The sequence below is a fragment of the Streptomyces sp. NPDC015131 genome (assembly GCF_043079975.1).
Classification (GTDB): Bacteria; Actinomycetota; Actinomycetes; order Streptomycetales; family Streptomycetaceae; genus Streptomyces.
Map to the genome: position 1 here is coordinate 766,758 of NZ_JBIBVB010000003.1, position 22,086 is coordinate 788,843.

Annotated in this window: 24 protein-coding genes; 8 read left to right on the forward strand and 16 right to left on the reverse strand. The window is 73.6% G+C overall.

Annotated elements, in window-relative coordinates; all coding sequences use genetic code 11:
- Window positions 1–261 precede the first annotated feature (261 nt).
- The gene (locus tag ACF08D_RS14645; RefSeq protein ID WP_392222962.1) at window positions 262–1,503 is read left to right on the forward strand and encodes a nucleotide sugar dehydrogenase; all 1,242 of its coding nucleotides are present in this window, start codon (window positions 262–264) and stop codon (window positions 1,501–1,503) included.
- 136 nt (window positions 1,504–1,639) lie between these two features.
- A complete protein-coding gene (locus tag ACF08D_RS14650) occupies window positions 1,640–2,143 on the forward strand; it encodes a hypothetical protein (RefSeq protein WP_392222963.1) in 504 nt (167 codons plus the stop codon).
- Between the two features lie 73 nt (window positions 2,144–2,216).
- Here the strand turns inward: ACF08D_RS14650 and ACF08D_RS14655 are convergent, their stop codons facing one another.
- From ACF08D_RS14655 to ACF08D_RS14670, 4 genes are all read right to left on the reverse strand, one after another.
- The gene (locus ACF08D_RS14655) at window positions 2,217–3,341 is read right to left on the reverse strand and encodes a GuaB3 family IMP dehydrogenase-related protein (RefSeq protein ID WP_392222964.1); all 1,125 of its coding nucleotides are present in this window, start codon (window positions 3,339–3,341) and stop codon (window positions 2,217–2,219) included.
- Window positions 3,342–3,490: 149 nt separating this feature from the next.
- A complete protein-coding gene (gene guaB, locus ACF08D_RS14660) occupies window positions 3,491–4,993 on the reverse strand; it encodes an IMP dehydrogenase (RefSeq protein WP_392222965.1) in 1,503 nt (500 codons plus the stop codon).
- A gap of 149 nt (window positions 4,994–5,142) precedes the next feature.
- Window positions 5,143–5,730, reverse strand: coding sequence for a sigma-70 family RNA polymerase sigma factor (locus ACF08D_RS14665; protein ID WP_392222966.1), 588 nt, complete (start codon window positions 5,728–5,730; stop codon window positions 5,143–5,145).
- A 233-nt stretch (window positions 5,731–5,963) separates the two neighbouring features.
- Window positions 5,964–6,575 carry a response regulator transcription factor gene (locus ACF08D_RS14670; protein ID WP_003948568.1) on the reverse strand — a complete coding sequence of 204 codons (612 nt, stop codon included), beginning with the start codon at window positions 6,573–6,575 and terminating at the stop codon, window positions 5,964–5,966.
- Window positions 6,576–6,965: 390 nt separating this feature from the next.
- On the opposite strand from ACF08D_RS14670, the gene ACF08D_RS14675 reads away from it, so the two are divergent.
- The gene (locus tag ACF08D_RS14675) at window positions 6,966–7,286 is read left to right on the forward strand and encodes a WhiB family transcriptional regulator (protein WP_392222967.1); all 321 of its coding nucleotides are present in this window, start codon (window positions 6,966–6,968) and stop codon (window positions 7,284–7,286) included.
- A 167-nt stretch (window positions 7,287–7,453) separates the two neighbouring features.
- Here the strand turns inward: ACF08D_RS14675 and ACF08D_RS14680 are convergent, their stop codons facing one another.
- Window positions 7,454–8,347, reverse strand: a complete 894-nt coding sequence (locus ACF08D_RS14680) for a LysR family transcriptional regulator (RefSeq protein ID WP_392222968.1) — start codon at window positions 8,345–8,347, stop codon at window positions 7,454–7,456.
- Between the two features lie 80 nt (window positions 8,348–8,427).
- On the opposite strand from ACF08D_RS14680, the gene ACF08D_RS14685 reads away from it, so the two are divergent.
- The 3 genes from ACF08D_RS14685 (at window position 8,428) to ACF08D_RS14695 (ending at window position 11,392) form a co-directional block, all read left to right on the forward strand.
- A complete protein-coding gene (locus tag ACF08D_RS14685; protein ID WP_392222969.1) occupies window positions 8,428–9,093 on the forward strand; it encodes an MOSC domain-containing protein in 666 nt (221 codons plus the stop codon).
- 187 nt (window positions 9,094–9,280) lie between these two features.
- Window positions 9,281–10,054, forward strand: coding sequence for an SDR family NAD(P)-dependent oxidoreductase (locus ACF08D_RS14690; protein ID WP_392222970.1), 774 nt, complete (start codon window positions 9,281–9,283; stop codon window positions 10,052–10,054).
- A gap of 273 nt (window positions 10,055–10,327) precedes the next feature.
- Window positions 10,328–11,392, forward strand: coding sequence for a hydroxyacid dehydrogenase (locus tag ACF08D_RS14695; RefSeq protein WP_392222971.1), 1,065 nt, complete (start codon window positions 10,328–10,330; stop codon window positions 11,390–11,392).
- A gap of 154 nt (window positions 11,393–11,546) precedes the next feature.
- Here ACF08D_RS14695 and groL read toward each other — a convergent pair whose 3' ends face one another.
- The 3 genes from groL to ACF08D_RS14710 all read right to left on the reverse strand — a co-directional run bounded on the left by groL (window position 11,547) and on the right by ACF08D_RS14710 (window position 14,800).
- Window positions 11,547–13,175, reverse strand: coding sequence for a chaperonin GroEL (groL, locus tag ACF08D_RS14700; protein WP_392222972.1), 1,629 nt, complete (start codon window positions 13,173–13,175; stop codon window positions 11,547–11,549).
- Between the two features lie 117 nt (window positions 13,176–13,292).
- Window positions 13,293–13,601, reverse strand: a complete 309-nt coding sequence (gene groES / locus ACF08D_RS14705) for a co-chaperone GroES (RefSeq protein WP_010471835.1) — start codon at window positions 13,599–13,601, stop codon at window positions 13,293–13,295.
- 251 nt (window positions 13,602–13,852) lie between these two features.
- On the reverse strand, window positions 13,853–14,800 hold the full coding sequence (locus tag ACF08D_RS14710) for a polysaccharide deacetylase family protein (RefSeq protein WP_392222973.1): 948 nt from the start codon (window positions 14,798–14,800) through the stop codon (window positions 13,853–13,855).
- Window positions 14,801–14,882: 82 nt separating this feature from the next.
- Between ACF08D_RS14710 and ACF08D_RS14715 the strand changes: the two genes are divergently transcribed.
- On the forward strand, window positions 14,883–16,082 hold the full coding sequence (locus tag ACF08D_RS14715; protein ID WP_392223200.1) for an SAM-dependent methyltransferase: 1,200 nt from the start codon (window positions 14,883–14,885) through the stop codon (window positions 16,080–16,082).
- On the opposite strand, the gene ACF08D_RS14720 is transcribed toward ACF08D_RS14715, so the two are convergent.
- The 5 genes from ACF08D_RS14720 to tsaB are packed head-to-tail and all read right to left on the reverse strand — an operon-like array spanning window position 16,063 to window position 19,256.
- A complete protein-coding gene (locus ACF08D_RS14720) occupies window positions 16,063–16,698 on the reverse strand; it encodes a hypothetical protein (protein WP_392222974.1) in 636 nt (211 codons plus the stop codon). The genes ACF08D_RS14715 and ACF08D_RS14720 overlap by 20 nt on opposite strands.
- 9 nt (window positions 16,699–16,707) lie before the next feature.
- Window positions 16,708–16,980: a hypothetical protein gene (locus ACF08D_RS14725; protein WP_392222975.1), complete on the reverse strand. Its 273-nt coding sequence runs from the start codon at window positions 16,978–16,980 to the stop codon at window positions 16,708–16,710.
- Window positions 16,977–18,077, reverse strand: a complete 1,101-nt coding sequence (gene tsaD, locus ACF08D_RS14730) for a tRNA (adenosine(37)-N6)-threonylcarbamoyltransferase complex transferase subunit TsaD (RefSeq protein WP_392222976.1) — start codon at window positions 18,075–18,077, stop codon at window positions 16,977–16,979. The genes ACF08D_RS14725 and tsaD overlap by 4 nt, the downstream gene beginning before the upstream one ends.
- Complete coding sequence (gene rimI, locus ACF08D_RS14735; protein ID WP_392223201.1) at window positions 18,070–18,582, reverse strand: ribosomal protein S18-alanine N-acetyltransferase; 513 nt, start codon at window positions 18,580–18,582, stop codon at window positions 18,070–18,072. The genes tsaD and rimI overlap by 8 nt, the downstream gene beginning before the upstream one ends.
- A 17-nt stretch (window positions 18,583–18,599) precedes the next feature.
- Window positions 18,600–19,256, reverse strand: coding sequence for a tRNA (adenosine(37)-N6)-threonylcarbamoyltransferase complex dimerization subunit type 1 TsaB (tsaB, locus tag ACF08D_RS14740; RefSeq protein WP_392222977.1), 657 nt, complete (start codon window positions 19,254–19,256; stop codon window positions 18,600–18,602).
- Between the two features lie 106 nt (window positions 19,257–19,362).
- Between tsaB and ACF08D_RS14745 the strand changes: the two genes are divergently transcribed.
- Window positions 19,363–19,926: a L,D-transpeptidase gene (locus ACF08D_RS14745; RefSeq protein WP_392222978.1), complete on the forward strand. Its 564-nt coding sequence runs from the start codon at window positions 19,363–19,365 to the stop codon at window positions 19,924–19,926.
- 46 nt (window positions 19,927–19,972) lie between these two features.
- Here ACF08D_RS14745 and ACF08D_RS14750 read toward each other — a convergent pair whose 3' ends face one another.
- From ACF08D_RS14750 to ACF08D_RS14760, 3 genes are all read right to left on the reverse strand, one after another.
- Window positions 19,973–20,188: a hypothetical protein gene (locus tag ACF08D_RS14750; RefSeq protein ID WP_392222979.1), complete on the reverse strand. Its 216-nt coding sequence runs from the start codon at window positions 20,186–20,188 to the stop codon at window positions 19,973–19,975.
- A 169-nt stretch (window positions 20,189–20,357) separates the two neighbouring features.
- Entirely contained in the window at window positions 20,358–20,885 is a 528-nt protein-coding gene (gene tsaE, locus ACF08D_RS14755; protein ID WP_392222980.1) for a tRNA (adenosine(37)-N6)-threonylcarbamoyltransferase complex ATPase subunit type 1 TsaE, read from the reverse strand.
- Window positions 20,857–22,083, reverse strand: coding sequence for an alpha/beta fold hydrolase (locus ACF08D_RS14760; RefSeq protein ID WP_392222981.1), 1,227 nt, complete (start codon window positions 22,081–22,083; stop codon window positions 20,857–20,859). The genes tsaE and ACF08D_RS14760 overlap by 29 nt, the downstream gene beginning before the upstream one ends.
- Window positions 22,084–22,086 lie beyond the last annotated feature (3 nt).

Genomic DNA, 22,086 nt, shown 5'->3' on the forward strand with positions numbered 1-22,086 from the left:
CCCGTGTGGTCTTCCTGGGGTACCCCGGAGGACCCGGGGTGTGATCCCCGCACGACCCCGTGTGGCCGGGCTCACAGACTCGATTCTGTCCCGGGCCTCCGACTTCAGCCACCGCCTGTGGACAACACTCGGCGGAACCGCCGCCCGCAATACCGCATAACGGTCATATTTACGCCTAGTCTGACATTGCGCTGCGCTCGTTCTGTCCACAGGACTTGCGTGTCTCGTCCCCTCCGGCTACTGGGAAGGACGGCATCCTCCATGCCCGCAGACCTCGCCGTCATCGGACTCGGCCACCTCGGCCTGCCCCTCGCCCACGCCGCCATCGCCGCCGGAATCGACACCATCGGTTACGACACCGACCCGCGCCCCGTGGCGGAGCTGGCGGCCGGCCGGCCCCCGGTCGACGGCTCGCTCACCCCCTCGGAGATCCGCCGGATGCTCTCGGGGGGCTTCCGGCCGACCACCGACCCCCGTGAGCTGGGCCGGGTCCGTACCGCCGTGATCTGCGCGCCCACCCCGCCGGGCGCCGGACACGGCCCGGACCTGACGGCCGTCACCGGGGCCGCCCGGGCGCTCGCCGCCCGGCTGCGCCCCCACACCACGGTCCTGCTGGAGTCGCCCGTCCACCCCGGCACCACCGAGGACGTCCTGCGCCCACTACTGGAGGAGGGCTCCGGCCTCACCGCCGGCCGCGACTTCCACCTCGCGTACTCGCCCAGCCGCCTCGACCCCGGCAACCGCGCCCACGGCCTCGCCCACGCCCCCAAGGTCATCGGCGGGCTCACCCCCGCCTGCACCGAGGCCGCCGCCGCCTTCTACGGCCGCCTCACCGACAAGGTGGTCCGGGCCCGGGGCACCCGCGAGGCGGAGACCGTCAAGGTGCTGGAAACCAACTTCCGCCACGTGAACATCGCCCTGGTCAACGAGATGGCGGTGCTCTGCCACGACCTCGGCGTCGACCTGTGGGACGTCATCCGGTGCGCCGAGACCAAACCGTTCGGCTTCCAGGCCTTCCGCCCCGGCCCCGGGGTCGGCGGGCACGGCGTCCCCGTGGACACCATCGGCCCGCACCGCCCGCTGCGCCTGGTCGAGCTGGCGGGCCAGGTCAACGAGCGCATGCCGCAGTACGTCATCCAGCGCTGCGCCACCCTCCTCAACGAGCACGGCAAGTCCGCGCGCGGCGCCCGCGTCCTGCTGCTGGGCGTCACCTACAAGCCGGACCTGGCCGACCGGGAGGGCTCCCCCGCCGCCGAGATCGGGCGCCGCCTGATGGACCTCGGCGCGGCGGTCAGCTACCACGACCCGTACGTCGCCGACTGGCGCGTACGCGACCGGCCGGTCCCCCGGGCGGACTCCCTGTACGAGGCGGCGGCCGCCGCCGACCTGACGGTGCTGCTCCAGCACCACCGCACCTACGACCTCCAGGGGCTGTCGGTGAAGGCCCAGCTCCTGCTGGACACCCGCGGGGTCACCCCGGCCGGCGCGGCGCACCGCCTGTAACCCCTGGCAGCGGGCGGCCGGGATATCGGCTGCGCGCCCGTCAGTGCGGCCTGTTAGTCTCCGGGCCTCACTTACGCAGGCTTTATGTGCCCAGGTGGCCATGGGTCTGTACCGTTTTCAGGGGGGATTTCCCAGCATGAGCCAGCCCGTTCAGCCGCCGCCCGGCAACCCGTTCGCCGGTGGCCCGGCCGGTGGTCCGGCCGCCCCGTACCAGCCCGCCCCGGCGCCGGCCCCCGCGCGGAACAACGTCGCGCTCGGCCTGGTGGCGGCGCTCGTGGCCGCCCTGGTCGCCGCCGTCGCGTACGGCGCGATCGGCGGCGCCATCGAGCGCGAGATCGGGTACGCGGCGATCGGCGTCGGCTTCCTCGTGGGCTTCGCCGCCGCCAAGGCCGGCGGCCGCAACCCGGCCCTGCCCTTCGTCGCCGCGGCCCTGTCCGTCGGCGCCGTCTACCTCGGCCAGCTCATCGCCGTCGCGGTCATCATCAGCAACACCCTCGGCGGGTCCGCGCCCGAGATCCTCATGGAGGACTTCGGCTCGCTGACCGACCTGTGGAAGGAGACCGCGGACGGCATGTCCTACGTCTTCCTCGCCATCGGCGCCGTCGCCGCCTTCGGTGGCGCCAAGAAGGCCAACGGCTGACGCCCCGCCGCCACGCACGCGTGAAGGGCCCGCACCGTCACCGGTGCGGGCCCTTCTCGTGGACGGCGGCGCGTCAGCGCTTGTGCGTGGCGTCCGCGACCGTGACCTCGACGCGCTGGAACTCCTTGAGCTCGCTGTAGCCCGTGGTGGCCATCGCCCGGCGCAGCGCGCCGAAGAAGTTCATCGACCCGTCCGGCGACTGCGACGGGCCGGTCAGGATCTCCTCGGTCGTCCCGACCATGCCGAGGTCGACCAGCTTGCCGCGCGGCACGTCCTCGTGGACGGCCTCCATGCCCCAGTGGTGGCCCTTGCCCGGCGCGTCGGTCGCCCGCGCGAGCGGCGAGCCCACCATCACCGAGTCGGCGCCGCAGGCGATGGCCTTGGGCAGGTCGCCGGACCAGCCCACGCCGCCGTCCGCGATCACGTGCACGTACCGGCCGCCGGACTCGTCCATGTAGTCCCGGCGGGCGGCGGCGACGTCCGCCACGGCGGTCGCCATCGGCACCTGGATGCCCAGGACGTTACGGGTGGTGTGCGCGGCGCCGCCGCCGAAGCCGACCAGGACACCGGCCGCGCCCGTACGCATCAGGTGCAGGGCGGCCGTGTAGGTGGCGCAGCCGCCGACGATGACCGGGACGTCCAGCTCGTAGATGAACTGCTTCAGGTTCAGCGGCTCGGCCGCGCCCGAGACGTGCTCGGCGGAGACGGTGGTGCCGCGGATGACGAAGATGTCCACCCCGGCGTCGACCACGGCCTTGGAGAACTGGGCGGTGCGCTGCGGGGAGAGCGCGGCGGCGGTGACCACGCCCGAGTCGCGCACCTCCTTGATGCGCTGCCCGATCAGCTCCTCCTGGATCGGGGCGGCGTAGATCTCCTGCAGACGGCGGGTGGCGTTCGCCTCGTCCAGCTCGGCGATCTCGTCCAGCAGCGGCTGCGGGTCCTCGTACCGCGTCCACAGACCTTCGAGGTTCAGCACGCCGAGGCCGCCGAGCTGCCCGATGCGGATGGCGGTCGCCGGGGAGACCACCGAGTCCATCGGAGCGGCCAGGAACGGCAGCTCGAACCGGTAGGCGTCGATCTGCCAGGCGATCGAGACCTCCTTCGGGTCCCGGGTGCGCCGGCTCGGTACGACGGCGATGTCGTCGAACGCGTACGCCCTGCGGCCGCGCTTGCCGCGCCCGATCTCGATCTCAGTCACGATGTGTGGCCTTTCCCTCTACGTCTGCGCCTACCAGTATCCCCGACACACGCGGGAGGGGCGGTCCCGTCCGAATACGGGACCGCCCCTCCACGCGCGCGTGGGCCGCTTCCTGCCGTGCCGCCGGCCCTGCTGCCGGCTGCTCGCGGCTACTTGCGGCTGTAGTTGGGCGCCTCGACGGTCATCTGGATGTCGTGCGGGTGGCTCTCCTTGAGGCCCGCGGAGGTGATCCGGACGAACCGGCCCTTGGCCTCCATGTCCGCGACGGTGGCCGCGCCCACGTAGCCCATGGTCTGGCGCAGGCCGCCGACGAGCTGGTGCAGGACGTTGGCCAGCGGGCCGCGGTAGGGCACCTGGCCCTCGATGCCCTCGGGCACGAGCTTGTCGTCGGAGGCGACCTCGGCCTGGAAGTAGCGGTCCTTCGAGTACGACCGGCCCTGGCCGCGCGACTGCATGGCGCCGAGCGAGCCCATGCCGCGGTACGACTTGAACTGCTTGCCGTTGATGAAGAGCAGCTCGCCGGGCGACTCCTCGCAGCCCGCGAGGAGGCTGCCGAGCATCACGGTGTCGGCGCCGGCGGCCAGCGCCTTGCCGATGTCGCCCGAGTACTGCAGCCCGCCGTCGCCGATCAGCGGGATGCCGGCGGGCCTGGCCGCGAGCGAGGCTTCGTAGATGGCGGTGACCTGCGGGACGCCGATGCCGGCGACGACGCGGGTGGTGCAGATGGAGCCGGGGCCGACGCCGACCTTGATGCCGTCGACACCGGCGTCGATCAGGGCCTGGGCGCCGTCACGGGTGGCGACGTTGCCGCCGATCACGTCGACGTCCACGCTGGACTTGATCTTCGCCATCCAGCCGAGGGCGTTGCTGCTGTGGCCGTGCGAGGTGTCGACGACCAGGAAGTCCACTCCCGCGCCGGCCAGCGCCTGGGCCCGCTCCAGGGCCTCGGGGCTGGCGCCGACGGCGGCGCCGACGAGGAGGCGGCCCTCCTTGTCCTTGGCGGCGTTGGGGTACTTCTCCGCCTTGACGAAGTCCTTGACGGTGATGAGGCCCTTGAGGATGCCGGCGTCGTCGACCAGCGGCAGCTTCTCGATCTTGTGGCGGCGCAGCAGCTCCATGGCGTCCACGCCGGAGATGCCGACCTTGCCGGTGACCAGCGGCATCGGCGTCATGACCTCGCGGACCTGGCGGGTGCGGTCGCTCTCGAAGGCCATGTCGCGGTTGGTCACGATGCCGAGGAGCTTGCCCGCGGGGTCGGTCACGGGGACGCCGCTGATGCGGAACTTGGCGCAGAGGGCGTCGGCCTCGGCGAGCGTCGCGTCCGGGTGGACGGTGATGGGGTCGGTGACCATGCCGGACTCGGAGCGCTTGACCAGGTCGACCTGGTTGACCTGGTCCTCGACGGAGAGGTTCCGGTGCAGCACGCCGACACCGCCGAGGCGGGCCATCGCGATCGCCATGCGGGACTCGGTGACCTTGTCCATCGCCGCCGAGAGCAGCGGGATGTTCACCCGTACGTTGCGCGAGATGCGGGACGAGGTGTCGACCGCGTTGGGGAGCACCTCGGAGGCCCCCGGCAGCAGCAGCACGTCGTCGTAGGTCAGCCCGAGTGTCGCGAACTTCTCGGGCACTCCGTCGACGTTTGCAGTCATGACACCTTCCCCATATGGCCTTGATCGGTGCGGATGTCCATGCTAACGGCCTGCGGGCGTGTCTCATTCCACGAGCAAGATCACCCGGAAGTTTTGGACGTTCACACGGACGGCCCACACCGTCCCGCGCCGGCCGGGACCGGCCGGGCTCACTGCTCGGCGAGCGCCCGCAGCCGGCTGAGCGCGCGATGCTGGGCGACCCGGACCGCGCCCGGCGACATGCCCAGCATCTGGCCGGTCTCCTCGGCCGTGAGGCCCACGGCCACCCGCAGCACCAGCAGCTCGCGCTGGTTCTCCGGGAGGTTGGCGAGGAGGCGCTTGGCCCACTCGGCGTCGTCGCTGAGCAGGGCCCGCTCCTCGGGGCCCAGCGAGTCGTCGGGCCGCTCGGGCATCTCGTCCGAGGGCACGGCGGTGGAGCCGGGGTGGCGCATCGCGGCCCGCTGGAGGTCGGCGACCTTGTGGCCGGCGATGGCGAAGACGAACGCCTCGAACGGGCGGCCGGTGTCCCGGTAGCGCGGCAGGGCCATCAGCACGGCGACGCAGACCTCCTGGGCGAGGTCCTCGACGAAGTGGCGCGCGTCGCCGGGCAGGCGGTTCAGCCGGGTGCGGCAGTAGCGCAGGGCGAGCGGGTGGACATGGGCCAGGAGGTCGTGCGTGGCCTGCTCGTCGCCGTCGACCGCACGGTGGACGAGTGCGCCGATGGCCCCATGGGCCCGGTCCGCCTCGTTGTCGCGCATCGGTCCATGGTGCCTTGGCGGTCGCTCGTCCGCGGCACCGCGTCCACTCTTGTGCACCGAAGCGTTATGAGCAGGTGCGCCGGACGTCATCTCCTGCGCCCTCCCCTCCCGCTCGATCGACTCGTCCCCGAGGAACTCCACCCTTCAAGGATGCGGCATCCGCGGGGAAACGGATATCGGGCCTCCACCGCCCCGTCCGCCGGCCGGCGGACGGGATCGGTACGGTCATGCTCCTAGCGCACCAGGCCCCAGCGGAATCCGAGCGCGACGGCGTGCGCCCGGTCCGAAGCGCCCAGCTTCTTGAAGAGCCTCCTGGCGTGCGTCTTGACCGTGTCCTCGGAGAGGAACAGCTCACGGCCGATCTCCGCGTTGGAACGGCCGTGGCTCATGCCCTCCAGCACCTGGATCTCGCGTGCGGTGAGGGTGGGGGCGGCGCCCATCTCGGCCGAGCGCAGCCGGCGCGGGGCGAGCCGCCAGGTCGGGTCGGCGAGGGCCTGGGTGACCGTGGCCCGCAGCTCGGCGCGCGAGGCGTCCTTGTGCAGGTAGCCACGGGCACCGGCGGCGACGGCGAGCGCCACGCCGTCCAGGTCCTCGGCGACGGTGAGCATGATGATGCGGGCGCCGGGGTCCGCCGAGAGCAGCCGGCGCACGGTCTCCACGCCGCCCAGTCCGGGCATGCGTACGTCCATCAGAATCAGGTCCGAGCGGTCCGCGCCCCAGCGGCGGAGGACTTCCTCGCCGTTGGCCGCGGTCGTCACGCGCTCGACGCCGGGCACCGTCGCGACGGCGCGGCGGAGCGCTTCTCGGGCAAGCGGGGAGTCGTCGCAGACGAGGACGGATGTCATGGCCGTCCTCCGCAGCTGATGCGCGTCACCTTGAGCCTCCAGGCTGGTTACGAATCGTCACCTGTGCGGTTGACGCCCCCGGACACCTGCCCGAGCGCTTGTTCTCTCAACCGCCTCCGCACTCTCAACGACGGTCACTCGAAAGAGTTACGGGCTCGACCTCCCCCTTCGGCACTCTACGTGAGGGAGCGCGTACGGAGGAGAGCGGCGCCGGTCACCGCACCTTCACCCAGAGCTATGCCCCATTTAGCGGCTTTTCCTTCACTTTGTCGGTGTCTGTGGCTAGATTCGCAATGAGTCATATTTACATCTACTTAGACAGTAGTTGTACGGTCGTGGCTGTATCAGCCCACTCACCCGCTCAGTACCGGAACCAAGGGGACATGCGCCATGGCAGATTTCTCCCGCCTTCCCGGACCCAACGCCGACCTGTGGGACTGGCAGCTGCTCGCGGCCTGCCGGGGGGTCGACAGTTCGCTCTTCTTCCACCCCGAGGGGGAGCGTGGCGCGGCGCGGAGTGCGCGCGAGAACTCGGCGAAAGAGGTCTGCATGCGGTGCCCGGTCCGCGCGGAGTGCGCGGCCCACGCACTGGCCGTGCGGGAGCCCTACGGCGTATGGGGCGGCCTCACCGAGGACGAGCGCGAGGAGTTGATGGGACGAGCCCGCAACCGTCTCGTCACGGCGTCGTCGGGGAGCCCGGCCCGCACCTGAGGGACAGACCCGAAGCCATCTGAAGGAACGTTTCTTCACAGATGTTTCCGCGCGCGGAACGGTGGCCACGCGTGCGTGGCCACGGACCGGGGGGGCGGGAGAACACGGACCGGGTGCGCGGGAGGGCACGGCCCGGGGCCCTCGGGGGCGGCCGAGGGCCCCGGCGGTCAGGCCAGGGCGGCGGCGCGGGTGAGCTGGTCGAGGGTGGCCTCGACGGCCGGCACCTTGGCGAGGTCCGGAAGGGTGAGGGCGACGATCTCCCGCTCGACGGCCGGTTCCAGCGCGACCGTACGGGCACCCCGGGGGCGCACCGAACGGATGGCCAGTTCGGGCAGGACCGCGACCCCGAGGCCGGCGCCGACCAGGCCGACCACCGCCGGGTAGTCGTCGGTCGCGAAGTCGATGCGCGGGGCGAACCCGGCGGTCTCGCACACCTCGACCAGCTGGCGGCGGCAGCGGGGGCAGCCGGCGATCCAGGACTCCTCGGCCAGCTCGCCGATGGCGACGGCCTCGGCGTCCGCGAGCCGGTGCCCCTCCGGGACGAGGCCGATCAGGCGGTCGGCGAGCAGCGGGCGGACGACCAGGTCGTCCCACTCCGCGACGGCCGGGCGGTAGCGGAAGGCGAGCGCCACGTCGCAGTCGCCGTCGCGCAGCATGCCGACCGACCGGGGCGGCTCGGCCTCCACCAGGGAGACCCGGGTGCCGGGGTGGGCCGCGCGGAGGGCGGCGAGCGCGGTGGGGACCAGCGTCGAGCTGCCGCTGGGGAAGGACGCGAGCCGCACCCGGCCGGCCCGCAGGCCCGCGATGGCGGCGATCTCCTCCTCGGCGGCGGTGAGGCCCGCGAGGATGCCCGAGGCGTGCCGGACGAGGGCCTCGCCGGCCTGCGTGAGGCGCATCTCCCGGCCCGTACGGATCAGCAGCGGGGTGCCGGCGGACGTTTCGAGCGCCTTCATCTGCTGGCTCACGGCGGGCTGGGTGCAGCCCAGTTCGCGCGCGGCGGCGGAGAAGGAGCCGGTGGCGGCGACGGCGCGGAGGACACGCAGGTGTCGGGCTTCGATCACCCTTCGACTATAAGGCTCGCTTGGAGCGGGCGCGAAATATCAGGTGGTCGCTTTGAGCGTACGCCCGTTAGCGTGACGTCATGCGAGTTCTCACCGTCAATCTGGGCCGGCCGAAGGCCGCCGATTTCACCGACGCGCCGGGTGGCACGACCGGTATCGACAAACGTCCGGCCGAAGGGCCCGTACGGGTGGCCGATCCGGGGCCGAAGGGCGAGGGCGGGAGCGGCGTGGCCGGGGACGCGGTGTGCGACCTGCGCCACCACGGCGGGACCCATCAGGCGGTGTACGCGTTCGCGCGCGAGGACCTGGATGTCTGGGAGGCCGAGCTGGGGCGCCCGCTGGCCAACGGCTCCTTCGGGGAGAACCTCACCACCGCCGGGCTGGACGTGAACGCGGCGCTCGTCGGCGAGCGCTGGCGGATCGGCGGCGCGGTGCTGGAGGTGGCCTCCGGACGGATCCCGTGCCGGACGTTCGGGGGATGGCTGGCCGAGCGGGGCTGGGTGAAGCGGTTCATCCGGCAGGCCGCGCCGGGCGCGTACCTGCGGGTGGTCGAGCCGGGCGAGGTGTGCGCCGGGGACGCCGTGGAGGTGGTGCACCGGCCGGACCACGAGGTGACGGTCGGGCTGGCCTTCCGGGCGGTGACGCTGGAGCGGGAGCTGCTGCCGGGCGTCCTGGCGGCGGGTGACGCGCTGGACCCGGAGTGGCGGGAGACGGCGCTGAAGTACGCGGCCCGGCAGGCTTCCTGACGGGCGGCCGACGGCGGACCGGGCGCCGGACCGGCGCCGGACCGGGGGCGGACCGGGGGCGGACCGGCGCCGGACCTGTCGCCGGACCGGGGGCGGATCCTGACACTCCGTACATGTACGGTCGTCCGCCTCCCCCTCCCTGTGGACCGCGCACGGGGTTGTCCGCGCGGGGCACTACCGTGCGCGTATGACGACTGCACTGATCACAGGCGCGACGGCGGGAATCGGGGCCGCCTTCGCGCGGCGGCTGGCGGCGGACGGCCACGACGTGGTGCTGGTGGCCCGGGACGTGAAGCGGCTGCGGGACCAGGCGACCGAGCTGCACGACCGGCACGGGATCGAGGCGGAGGTGCTGGCCGCCGACCTGTCCGGGGAGGACGGCATCGCGGCCGTGGAGGCCCGGCTCTCCGACCCCCGGCGGCCGGTCGATCTGCTCGTCAACAACGCCGGGTTCGGCAACAAGGGCCGGTTCCTGGACGTGTCGATGGCCGACGAGCTGAAGATGCTGAAGGTGCACTGCGAGGCGGTGCTGCGGCTGACGTCCGCCGCGACCGCGTCGATGCGGAAGCGCGGCCGGGGCGGTGTGGTCAATGTGGCGTCCGTGGCGGCGTTCGTGCCGCGCGGCACCTACGGGGCGTCGAAGGCGTGGGTGGTGCAGTTCACCCAGGGCGCCGCGCGCGACCTGGCGGGCAGCGGTGTGCGGCTGATGGCGCTGTGCCCGGGCTTCGTCCGGACCGAGTTCCACGAGCGGGCCGGGATGGGCACGGACAACATCCCGGGCTGGATGTGGCTGGACGCCGACAAGCTGGTCGCCGCCGCGCTGGCCGACCTGTCCCGGGGCCGGACGCTGTCGGTGCCCGACCCGCGCTACAAGGCGCTGATGGGCGTGGTGAAGCTGGCGCCGCGCAGCCTGCTCGGCGGGGTCAGCTCCCGCGCGGGCCGGAAGTACGGGCCTCAGTGATGACACGGTGACACCACGGTGACGAGGACGGCCCGCCGAGCGGCGTACCCGCCCGGCCCGGCCGCCGCACCGGCCGCCGGCCGGACGGCACGGCCCGGCCACCGCACCGGCCACCGCACCAGCGGGCGGACGCGGGCCGCGCCGGGCGGCTCGCGCCCTTGACTTCGCCCGGGGGCGGCTCGATCATCGCGGCCACACCCTCCGCCGGCGCGGGGCGGCCCGCCCGCCGGCAGCGCCGGGCGAGGCCCGTACGTGAGGAGCGCAGGTTCCGCCATGCACCACGCCACCGATCGTGCCCCCGGTACCCCGCCCTCCGGGCGCCCCTCCGGGCGTCCCGCCGTGCTCCTGGCCATGGGGCCGGGCATCGCGGGGCGCCTGCTCACCGACGACCACCGCGCCCGCCTCGCCGCGCTGGCGCGCACCGATCCGCACCTGGTCGCCCACGACCTGGCCGCCCCCTCCCCCGTGGTCGCGGCGGCGCTCGCCGAGGCGGAGGTGCTGCTCACCTGCTGGGGCGCGACGCCGCTGACCCCGGACGTCCTGGACCGGGCGCCCCGCCTGCGCGCCGTCGTCCACGCCGCCGGATCGGTCAAGCACCATGTCACGGACGCCTGTTGGGAGCGCGGGATCAGGGTGGCGTCGGCCGCCGGGGCCAATGCCCTGCCGGTCGCCGAGTACACCCTCGCCGCCGTCCTGATGGCGGGCAAGCGCGCCTTCCGCGCCGCACGGCGGTACGCGGAGCTGCGCGCCGGCCACGACTGGCTGCGGGAGCTGGCGGACAGCGGCAACCACCGCCGTACGGTCGGCATCGTGGGCGCCTCCCGGATCGGCCGCCGGGTGATCGAGCTGCTGCGCCCCTTCGACCTGCGGGTGCTGCTGTACGACCCGTACGTCACCCCCGCCGACGCCTCCGCGCTCGGGGCCGTGCCCGCCGCCCTGGACGAGTTGTGCGCCCACGCGGACATCGTGTCCGTACACGCCCCGCAGCTTCCGTCGACCCGCCATCTGATCGGCGCCCCGCAGCTGGCGCTGATGCGGGACGGCGCGACGCTCATCAACACCTCGCGCGGCTCGCTGGTCGACGAGGCCGCCCTGCTCCCGCACCTCGTCTCGGGCCGTCTCGACGCCGTGCTGGACGTCACCGACCCCGAGGTGCCGGCGGCCGACTCGCCGCTCTACCGCCTGCCCAACGTGCTGCTGACCCCGCACATCGCGGGCTCCCTCGGCAGTGAGCTGCACCGGGTGGCGGACCACGCGCTGGACGAGCTGGAGCGGTACGCGAAGGGGGCGCCGTTCGCCGAGCCGGTGCTGCCGCAGGAGCTGGGCCGCTCCGCGTAACCGCTCCCCGGCCGGACCGGCACCCCGGCCGCGTAGGAGCACCGGCCGCCGGACCGGCACCCCGGCCGGACCGGGACCCGGGCCGACGTCGTACAACACCGAGGCCCGGTGCCCCCGCGACGGGGGCACCGGGCCTCGGAACGCTCGGCAGGCGTCAGTGGGAGTGGCCGTGACCGTGGCCGTGGCCCGCGTCCGCCGGCTCCTCCTCCTTCTTCTCCACGACCAGGGTCTCGGTCGTGAGCAGCAGGGAGGCGATGGAGGCGGCGTTCTCCAGGGCGGAGCGCGTGACCTTGACCGGGTCGATGACGCCGGCCTTGATCAGGTCGCCGTACTCGCCGGTGGCGGCGTTGAAGCCCTGGCCCTTGTCGAGCTCGGCGACCTTGGAGGTGATGACGTAGCCCTCCAGGCCGGCGTTCTCGGCGATCCAGCGCAGCGGCTCGACGGCGGCGCGGCGGACGACCGCGACACCGGTGGCCTCGTCGCCGGTCTTGTCCAGGTTGCCGTCGAGGATCTTGACGGCGTGGACCAGAGCGGAGCCACCACCGGAGACGATGCCCTCCTCGACCGCGGCGCGGGTCGCGGAGATGGCGTCCTCCAGACGGTGCTTCTTCTCCTTCAGCTCCACCTCGGTGGCGGCGCCGACCTTGATCACGCACACGCCGCCGGCCAGCTTCGCGAGGCGCTCCTGGAGCTTCTCGCGGTCCCAGTCGGAGTCCGTGGTCTCGATCTCGGACTTGATCTGCGCGACGCGGCCCTGCACGTCCTCGGACTTGCCACCGCCGTCGACGATGGTGGTGTCGTCCTTGGTGACGGTGACGCGGCGGGCGGTGCCGAGCACGTCCAGACCGGCCTGGTCGAGCTTGAGGCCGACCTCCTCGGCGATGACGGTGGCGCCGGTGAGGGCGGCCATGTCGCCGAGCATCGCCTTGCGGCGGTCGCCGAAGCCGGGGGCCTTGACCGCGACGGCGTTGAACGTGCCGCGGATCTTGTTGACGACCAGGGTCGACAGGGCCTCGCCCTCGACGTCCTCGGCGATGATCAGGAGCGGCTTGGAGGAGCCGGCCTGGATGACCTTCTCCAGCAGCGGGAGCAGGTCGGTGATCGCGGAGATCTTGCCCTGGTGGATCAGGATGTACGGGTCGTCGAGGACGGCCTCCATACGCTCCTGGTCGGTGACCATGTACGGGGACAGGTAGCCCTTGTCGAAGGCCATGCCCTCGGTGAAGTCGAGCTCCAGGCCGAAGGTGTTGGACTCCTCGACGGTGATGACACCGTCCTTGCCGACCTTGTCCATCGCCTCGGCGATGAGCTCGCCGACCTGCTGGTCCTGCGCGGAGAGCGCGGCCACGGCGGCGATGTCGGCCTTGTCGTCGATCGGGCGGGCCGTGGCGAGCAGGTCGTCGGAGACGGCCTTGACCGCGGCGTCGATGCCCTTCTTCAGGGCGGCCGGGGAGGCGCCGGCGGCGACGTTGCGCAGACCCTCGCGGACCAGGGCCTGGGCCAGGACGGTGGCGGTGGTGGTGCCGTCACCCGCGATGTCGTTGGTCTTGGTCGCCACCTCCTTCACCAGCTGGGCGCCCAGGTTCTCGTACGGGTCCTCGATCTCGACCTCGCGGGCGATCGTGACACCGTCGTTGGTGATGGTCGGCGCGCCGAACTTCTTGTCGATGACGACGTTGCGGCCCTTGGGGCCGATCGTCACCTTGACGGTGTCGGCAAGCTTGTTGACGCCGCGCTCAAGGGCGCGACGGGCGTCCTCGTCGAACTTCAGGATCTTCGCCATGGGAGCGATTCAGCCCTCTCGAAAACTCTGGTTGACGAACCGCGCCCCTCGCCGCCCGGCAATGTGTCATCAGCGGGGGCCAGGGGCGCGGCTCAGAAAAGCATTCTGCTCAGTGAATTACTTCTCGACGATCGCGAGCACGTCGCGAGCCGAGAGGACGAGGTACTCCTCGCCGCTGTACTTCACCTCGGTGCCGCCGTACTTGCTGTACAGCACGATGTCGCCGGTCTTGACGTCGAGCGGCAGGCGCTCGCCGTTCTCGAAGCGGCCCGGGCCAACGGCCAGGACGACGCCCTCCTGGGGCTTCTCCTTGGCGGTGTCCGGGATGACCAGGCCAGAGGCGGTGGTCTGCTCGGCGTCGAGCGGCTGGACCACAATGCGGTCCTCGAGCGGCTTGATGGCAACCTTGGAGCTGGTGGTCGTCACGATCCGACCTCCCCCTTCGGAGATCTCACGGGGTCATGTTGTCTGAGGTGGCGACCAGGTCGATCCGTCGTCGCGGGTGCCGGACCTGCCCGTCGCTGTGTTGGCACTCTCCTGCGGGGAGTGCCAGAGCCGAGACTATGACCGCGATTAGCACTCGGTCAAGCGGAGTGCCAATTCACCGCCCGGTCGTGGCGTCCGCGAGCCGTCCGCCGGCCGTCCGGCGGCCGTCCGGCGGGGGCCGATGGAGGTGCTCAGACGTAGTCCTCCAGCTTGGCCACGGCGTATCCCTTGGCCGTGACGACGTCCATCACCTGCCGGATCATGTCCGCCATGGAGCCGTTCCAGTCCTGCCGGCCGCGGAAGTGGGTCAGGATGATGTCGCCGGGGTGCAGGTCCCGGTCCCACTCCCGCCACTCCATGTGGTCGGGGAACGCCTCGGCCGCCCACAGGGGCACCGCCTTCACCCCGCACGACCGGGCGGCGCGCAGGGTGTCGGCGTTGTAGTTGCCGTAGGGCGGGCGGAAGAGCGGGGGCCGCTTGCCGTACCGCTTCTCGATGACGTCCTGCTGGCCGCAGATCTCGCGCTTCTGCTCCGCGTACGAGAGGGCGGGCATGTAGCGGTGGTTGAGGGTGTGGTTGTGCAGGGCCACGCCCCGGTCCTGCATCCGCTTGAAGTAGCCGTAGTCCTCCTTGACCAGGTAGTCGCTGAGGAAGGCGCTGTAGGGGATGCCGAGTTCGTCCATCATCCGCAGCAGCTCGGGGTCCTTGTCCGCGCCGTCGTCGATCGTGAGGAACACGATCCGGTCCTTGGTCGGCACGGTGGTGAAGACGGGCGGCAGGGTGGGGTCGCCGACCCCGAAGCCCTTGCGGAAGGTGATGTGCGGCTTCTCGGCGGCGGCCGGGGGCGGGGGCGCGGCGAGCGGGGTGGCGCGCAGGCCCCACTTCTTCGCGGCGAGGGCGCGGGCGGCCTGGGCGCGCCGGACCTTCTCCACGTACGCGGTGAGGGCCGCGGCGGCGTCGGGGGGCCGCTGGGGCTGCTGTCCCGCCGCGGGCCCGGCCGCGCCGCCGCCCGCTCCGGCCGGTCCGTCCCGGTCGCCGTCCGCGGCGCAGCCGGAGCCGATCGCCGCGACCACCAGGGCGGCGAGGAGGACCCGCGCCCGCTTGCTTACCGTTTGACCTTTTTGTCGTACTAGCTGCATGGCGCCGCATCCTGTCAGCGCGCCGCCCCGTCCCCCGGGCGACACCGCCGCCGGGCGCGCACCATCCCCCGGCTGGCCCACAATGGGCCGGGTGACCGATCTCGCCGCCTTCTCCGCGCTCCTCACCGACGAGGGCCAGGCCCTGCTCACCACCCTGCGCGACCACACCCCCGCGCAGGAGCTGGCGGTGGTCTCCCGGCTCCGCCGCGACCACCCGGCCGAGCTGGTCACGGCGGCGGCCGGGCAGGCCCGGCTGCGGCAGCGGGCGGTGGCCAAGTTCGGCGAGCGGGACGCGCACCGCATGTACTTCACGCCCGGCGGGGTCGAGCAGTCCACCCGCCGGGCGGTCGCCGAGCACCGCGCCGCCGCCTTCGCCCGCCTCGGCGTGCGCAGCGTGGCGGACCTGTGCGGCGGGGTCGGCGGCGACGCGATCGCCTTCGCCCGCGCCGGCATCCGGGTGCTGGCGGTGGACCGCGACCCGCTGACCGCCGAGGCGGCCCGCGCGAACGCCGCCGCGCTGGACCTGGCCGGCCTGATCGAGGTGCGCTGCGCCGATGTGACCGAGGTGGACACCTCCGGGTACGACGCCGTCTTCGTGGACCCGGCGCGGCGCGGCGGCCGGGGGCGGATCTTCGACCCGGAGGCGTACTCCCCGCCGCTGTCCTGGGCCGTGGAGGCGGCCCGCCGGGCGCCGGTCGCCGCGCTGAAGATCGCCCCGGGCATCCCGCACGAGACGGTCCCCCGGGACGCGGCGGCCGAGTGGGTCTCGGACGGCGGCGACGTGAAGGAGGCCGTGCTGTGGTTCGGCACCCGCCCCGGCACGGTCACCGCCACCCTCCTGCCCGGCCCGCACACCCTCACCGGGCGCGGACTGCCCGACCCCCCGGTCCGCCCGGTCGGCCGCTACCTGTACGAGCCGGACGGCGCCGTGGTCCGGGCGCACCTGGTCGCGGAGGCCGCCGAGGAGCTGGGCGGCGGCCTGATCGACGGGACGATCGCGTACGTCACGGCCGACGAGCCGCGCTCCACCCCGTACGCCACCGGCTACGAGATCACCGACGAGCTGCCGTTCAACCTCAAGAAGCTGAAGGCCCTGCTGCGTGAGCGGGAGGTGGGCACCCTCACCGTGAAGAAGCGGGGCTCGGCGGTCGAACCGGAGGAGCTGCGCCGGAAGCTGAAGCCGAAGGGGCCGAACGCGGCGACGGTCTTCCTCACCCGGGTGGCCGGAGCGCCGGCGATGCTGGTCGGCCGGCCGCTGCCCGTCAGCCCCGCCGGGGCGTGACCGGCGGCGCCAGGGCCAGCACCAGGCGCCGGTGGCCGACGGCCGTGAAGGCCCCGATCAGACCGCTGATCCAGAGGACGAGCCCGTCGCCCATGGCCAGGGCCACCTCGGCGTAGGTGGTCTCCCCGGGGCGGGCCGAGGCCGGGACGGCGAACGACAGCCACAGGCCGCCCGCGCACTGCGCGAACGCGAGCAGCAGCCACGCCAGGCTCAGGCCCGGCGCCCGCAGCCCCGGGTCGCGGACCGGCGCGGGGTCGAGGGCCGCCCACGCGCGCGCCCGGTCGCGGGCCGTGCGGTCGTGGCGCACGCCCAGCACGACGGCGACGACGAGCGGGGCCAGGACGGCCAGCCCCAGGCAGACCAGCAGGGCGGCGGCGACCACCGTCAGCGGGTCCTGCGGCTGCTGGAACCAGCCGACGCTCCCGGTGACCATGCGCACGCCCACCACCAGTCCGGCCAGGGTCAGCAGCCAGTACGCCAGCCTCCGGCCCCCGATGACGCTCCGGCTCAGCTCCACCAGCGCCCGGGCCCGGTCGGCGAGCAGCGCCTCGCGGTGGGGCCAGGTGCGCAGATGGACGGGCGGCGGCGGGGGCGGCAGGGCATCGCGGCTGGGCATGGCCCGAGGCTACCCGTGCGACTCGAAGCGCCAGCGGTGGACCGGGCGGGTGACCAACGCCGGGGGCGGGTCGGGCAGTTCGGGGAGGGGCGCGTCGTACGGGGCGGCGTCCGGGGCCTCCCACCAGGTGAGGACCAGCACCCGGTCGCCGGGGGCCGTGAAGGTCTCGCGGCGGAGGGGTGCGGCGGGGCCGGGGAGCCGCTGGGCGCGGGCCCAGGACAGGAGGTCCGGCCCGTGGCCCTCCGCCGCGCGGGCCTCCCACATCAGGGTGACCACGGTCATGAGTAGAGGTTGTCCTTGCTGATCTCGTGCACATGGTCGTGGTCGTGACCGTGGTTCCCCGGCACATGCGGGTCGGTCACCGGCAGCGACGAGTCCGCCGACAGCTCCAGGTCGGAGGACGGCCGGTTGCGGGCGACCATCTCGGCGCCCAGGGCGGCGACCATCGCGCCGTTGTCGGTGCACAGGCCCGGCCGGGGGACGCGCAGCCGGATGCCTGCGCGTGAGCAGCGCTCCTCGGCCAGCGCCCGCAGCCGGGAGTTGGCGGCCACGCCGCCGCCGATCATCAGGTGGTCGACGCCCTCGTCCTTGCAGGCCCGCACGGCCTTGCGGGTCAGGACGTCCACGACGGCCTCCTGGAACGACGCCGCCACGTCCCGTACCGGCACCTCCTCGCCCGCCGCCCGCCGGGCCTCGATCCAGCGGGCCACGGCGGTCTTGAGGCCGGAGAAGGAGAAGTCGTACGCGGGGTCCCGGGGGCCGCTCAGCCCGCGCGGGAACGCGATCGCGGCCGGGTCGCCCTCCTTGGCCAGCCGGTCGATCACCGGCCCGCCGGGGAAGCCCAGGTCCAGCACGCGCGCGATCTTGTCGAACGCCTCGCCCGCCGCGTCGTCGATCGTCGCGCCCATCGGCCGGACGTCGGAGGTGATGTCCGGGGCGAGCAGCAGCGAGGAGTGGCCGCCGGACACCAGCAGCGCCATCGTCGGCTCGGGCAGCGGCCCGTGCTCCAGCTGGTCCACGCAGATGTGGGAGGCCAGGTGGTTCACCCCGTAGAGCGGCTTGTCCAGCGCGAAGGCGTACGCCTTGGCCGCCGAGACGCCCACCAGCAGCGCGCCGGCGAGGCCGGGTCCGGCGGTGACCGCGATGCCGTCGAGGTCACGGGCGGTCACCCCCGCCTGCGCCAGGGCGCGCTCGATGGTCGGGACCATCGCCTCCAGGTGCGCCCGGGAGGCGATCTCGGGCACCACGCCGCCGTACCGGGCGTGCGTGTCCACACTGGACGCGACGGCGTCCGCCAGCAGGGTCGTGCCGCGGACGATGCCGACGCCGGTCTCGTCGCAGGAGGTCTCGATGCCGAGGACGAGGGGTTCGTCAGCCATGACTCTCAGTTCCTTGTACGTCCGGGACGCCGGGTGCGTCCGCTGCGCCGGGGGCGTCCGGCGCGTCCTGTACGCGCAGGCGCATCACGAGCGCGTCGATGTTGCCGGGCTGGTAGTAGCCGCGGCGGAAGCCGATCGGTTCGAAGCCGAAGCGCTCGTACAGCTTCTGCGCCCTGGTGTTGTCCACCCGCACTTCGAGCAGCACTTCCTCGCACTCGAAGGCGGTGGCGTGCTGGAGCAGGTCGGTCAGCAGCCGCGCGCCGAGCCCGGTGCCCCACTGGTCGCGGGCGGCGGCGATGGTCTGCACGTCGCCGAGCCCGCCGGCCGCCGCGAACCCCGCGTACCCCACCAGCCGCCCGTCCGCCTCCGCCACCACATAGCGGCGGGTGGCACCCGGGCCGCGCGCGTGCGCCAGCTCCGACCAGAACATGCCCTCCGACCAGGCGTCGTCGGGGAACAGCTCCCGTTCCAGCTCCAGCACCGGCGGGATGTCCCACCAGCGCATCTCACGCAGGAGCGCCGTCACTTCGGGGTGACCACCTTGTAGTTCTTCGGCACCTGGGCGTCGGGGCGCCGCAGGTACAGCGGCAGCGGGTCCTCGAACGTCCCGCCCGTCCGCAGCCGCTCGGCGGCCAGCGCGGCGAGCGCGGCGGCGGACTGGTGCTCGGGGTCGCGGGCGTCCGGGAACACCTCGCCGTAGAGCCGCGCGCCCGCGCCGACCGCGGGCAGCCCCGCCACCCGGCCGGCGATCTCGGCGGGCCGGTCGACGGCCGGGTCCGACACCCGGGTGCGGCGGTCGTCGTACCGCGCCCAGTAGACCTCCTTGCGGCGCGCGTCGGTCGCCACCACGAACGGCTCGTCGAGCCCGGAGGCGTACGCGAGCCCGTCCAGCGTGCACAGCCCGTGCACCGGTACGCCGCCGAGGGCGGAGGCGAACGTCGCGGCCGTCACCAGGCCCACCCGCAGCCCGGTGTACGGGCCGGGGCCGACGCCGACGACGATGCCGGTCACGGCGTCCAGCTTCAGGCCGGCCTCCCGGAGCACCCGGTGGACGGAGGGCAGCAGCAGTTCCCCGTGGCGGCGCGCGTCGACCTGGGTGGAGGAGGCGACGACGGATTCCCCGTCGTGCAGGGCGACGGTCACGGCGGGTGTGGCGGTATCCATGGCGAGCAAGAGCACGCAAACAGCCTACGGCTCCGCGGCGGCGCGCACGGCGCCCCGGGTCGGCCCGCGTGATCCTGCTACGGTCACACCGCAAACGTACCGGGGAGAGGTGGGCAGCAACGTGGCAAGGAGCAGCTCGGGATTCGTGGCCGGGCTCACCGCGGCGGCTCTGGCCGCGGTCGGTTTCCTCGCCTACCAGGCGTCGGCCACCGCCCCCGCCGACCTGTCGGCCGGCGCGCCCGCCCCGGCCGTCTCGCCGTCGGCGCCCGCGGCGGGCGGGGCCCCGAAGCCGGCCGCGTCCGCGCTCGCGCTGCCGAAGCAGTCGGGCTCTGGGCAGCGGGTGGTGTACGCGCTCGGCGAGCGGCGGGTGTGGCTGGTGGGCGAGAAGGACGCGGTCGCCCGGACCTTCCCGGTGATGCCCAGCACGGTCAACCCCGCGCCCGGGACCTACGCGGTGACGTCCCGCTCGGGCACCGTGTCCGGTTCCGACGGGGTGAAGATCGAGCACGTGGTGCGGTTCGCCACCGTGGAGGGCGTCACGATCGGCTTCAGCGCCGCCGTGGACGGCACGATGGCCACCCCGGACCCGGCGCGCCGGACGGGCGGCATCCGGATGAAGCGGGCCGACGGCGACGCGATGTGGACGTTCGCCACGGTCAACTCGAAGGTGGTCGTGGTCCCGTAGGACCCCGCAGAACCCGCAGGTCCCGTGGAACGCCGTACGGGGCGGCTCAGGCGGCCCTGCGGTCGTCCCCGGCGGGGAGTGGTGCCCCGTCCCGCTCGGCGCCGGTGCCCCGCTCCTCGTGGACGCGCGGCACGCGCTCCGTACCCTCCGTGCCGTCCGCGGGAGAGGACGTGGTGGACGCGGGCGGGGTCGAGACGGCGCTCGCCGCCGCGCACGACGCCAGCAGATCACCCATCGACAGATCCTGCTTCGACGTCCGCATCGTCGCCTCCTCGGGCCCCGGGGGCAGGGTTAGGCGTACCTAACCAGGTGCTCGGTTCCCATGGGACCACGCCTCGGACGTGCGACGCAACATCATGCCGACGTCTTGTCGGAAACTACGGCGCCCCGCCGCCCCGGCCGCGCACCGCCGCGCCCCGTACCGCCGCGCCTCAGGCGCCCGGCAGGCCGACTCCGGCCCAGCGCGGCCCGTACCCGGTCAGCGTGATCACCCGCCGCTCGTCGTCCGTCGCCCCGACGACCCGGTCGATGACGACGTGCAGCCGGTCCTCCGTGAGGTCCTCGACCTTGCCCTCGCCCCACTCCACGACCACCACGGACTCGGGCAGCGAGACGTCGAGGTCCAGGTCCTCCATCTCGTCCAGCCCGCCGCCCAGGCGGTACGCGTCGACATGGACGAGCGCGGGGCCGCCGACCAGGGACGGGTGGACGCGCGCGATGACGAAGGTCGGGGAGGTGACCGCGCCGCGCACCCCCAGGCCCTCGCCGAGCCCTCGCGTGAGGGTCGTCTTCCCGGCGCCCAGCTCGCCGGTGAGCATCACCAGGTCGCCCGGGCGCAGCAGCTTGGCGAGCGTCCGGCCGAGGTCCTGCGTCTCCTCGGGCGCGTGGAGGGTGAGGCGGGCGGTGGCGGTGACCCCCTCGGGCGCCCCCTCAGGGGCCGGGTTCTGCGGTGCTTCCATAGGTGTCCACGTTAGTCGCTGCCGGTACGGCGCCGATCCGCACCAGCAGCTCCGCCAGCCGGCCGCTGACCGTCTCGGGGTGCTCCAGCATCACCAGGTGCCCCGCGTCGGGCACCAGGACCAGCTCGGCGTCCGGGAGCAGCGCGGCGATGGCCTCGGTGTGCGAGCTGGGCGTGACCAGGTCCTGCGCGCCGGCCAGCGCCAGCACCGGCACCTCGGCGAACACGCCCAGCGCGTCGGCCTTGTCGTGCTCGCTGAACGCCGGGTAGAACTCGGCGACCACGTCGATCGGGGTGCCCTCGATCATCCGCTCGGCGAACCGGGCGATGGCCGGGTCCACGTCCCGCGACGAGAACGAATAGCGCTTGATGAGCCCCGCGAACAGGTCCGCGGTGGCCCGCCGGCCCCGCTCCACCAGCTCCGCCTGGGAGCCGAGCGCCCGCAGTATCCCCGGCAGCACCCGGCGGACGGCGTTGACGCCCGCGACCGGCAGGCCGTAGTTGACCTCGCCGAGGTTGCCGCAGGAGGTGCCGACGAAGGCGACGCCGACGACCCGCTCCCGGATCAGCTCCGGGTACTGATCGGCCAGCGCCATCACCGTCATGCCGCCCATCGAGTGCCCCACCAGCACCAGGGGCCCCTCGGGGGCGGCGGCGTCGATCACCGCCCGGAGGTCGCGCCCGAGCTGGTCGATGGAGACCGGCACCCGGTCCGGCCCCTGCTGGGCGGCGCCGCGTCCGGACCGGCCGTGGCTGCGCTGGTCCCAGTGCACGGTGCGGACCCGGCCGCGCAGGGCGGCGCGCTGGAAGTGCCAGGAGTCCTGGTTGAGGCAGTAGCCGTGGCTGAAGACGACCGTGACGGGCGCGGTCGCGCCCGCGCCGCGCCCGAACAGCCGGCGGCGGCGCTGCGGGGCGGTGTCCGCCTCCACCTCGTCGACCTCGTAGTAGAGCTCGGTGCCGTCGTCCGCCGGGGCGCGGCCGGGGACGCCGCGCAGCGAGCCGTACGGCCCGGCGGCGTCCAGCGCGAGCCGCGCCTTGCGGCGCATGCCGCGGCCCACGGTGAGCCGCTCGACGGCCACACCGGCCGCGGCGCCGGCCGCGAGCACTCCTATGGCGGCCCCGGCGAAACCGGCGCGGCGCCAGTTGCCGGCCGCGGCGGACACCGTCTCCGCCGCGGCCACCGGACTGGTCTCACTCACTGC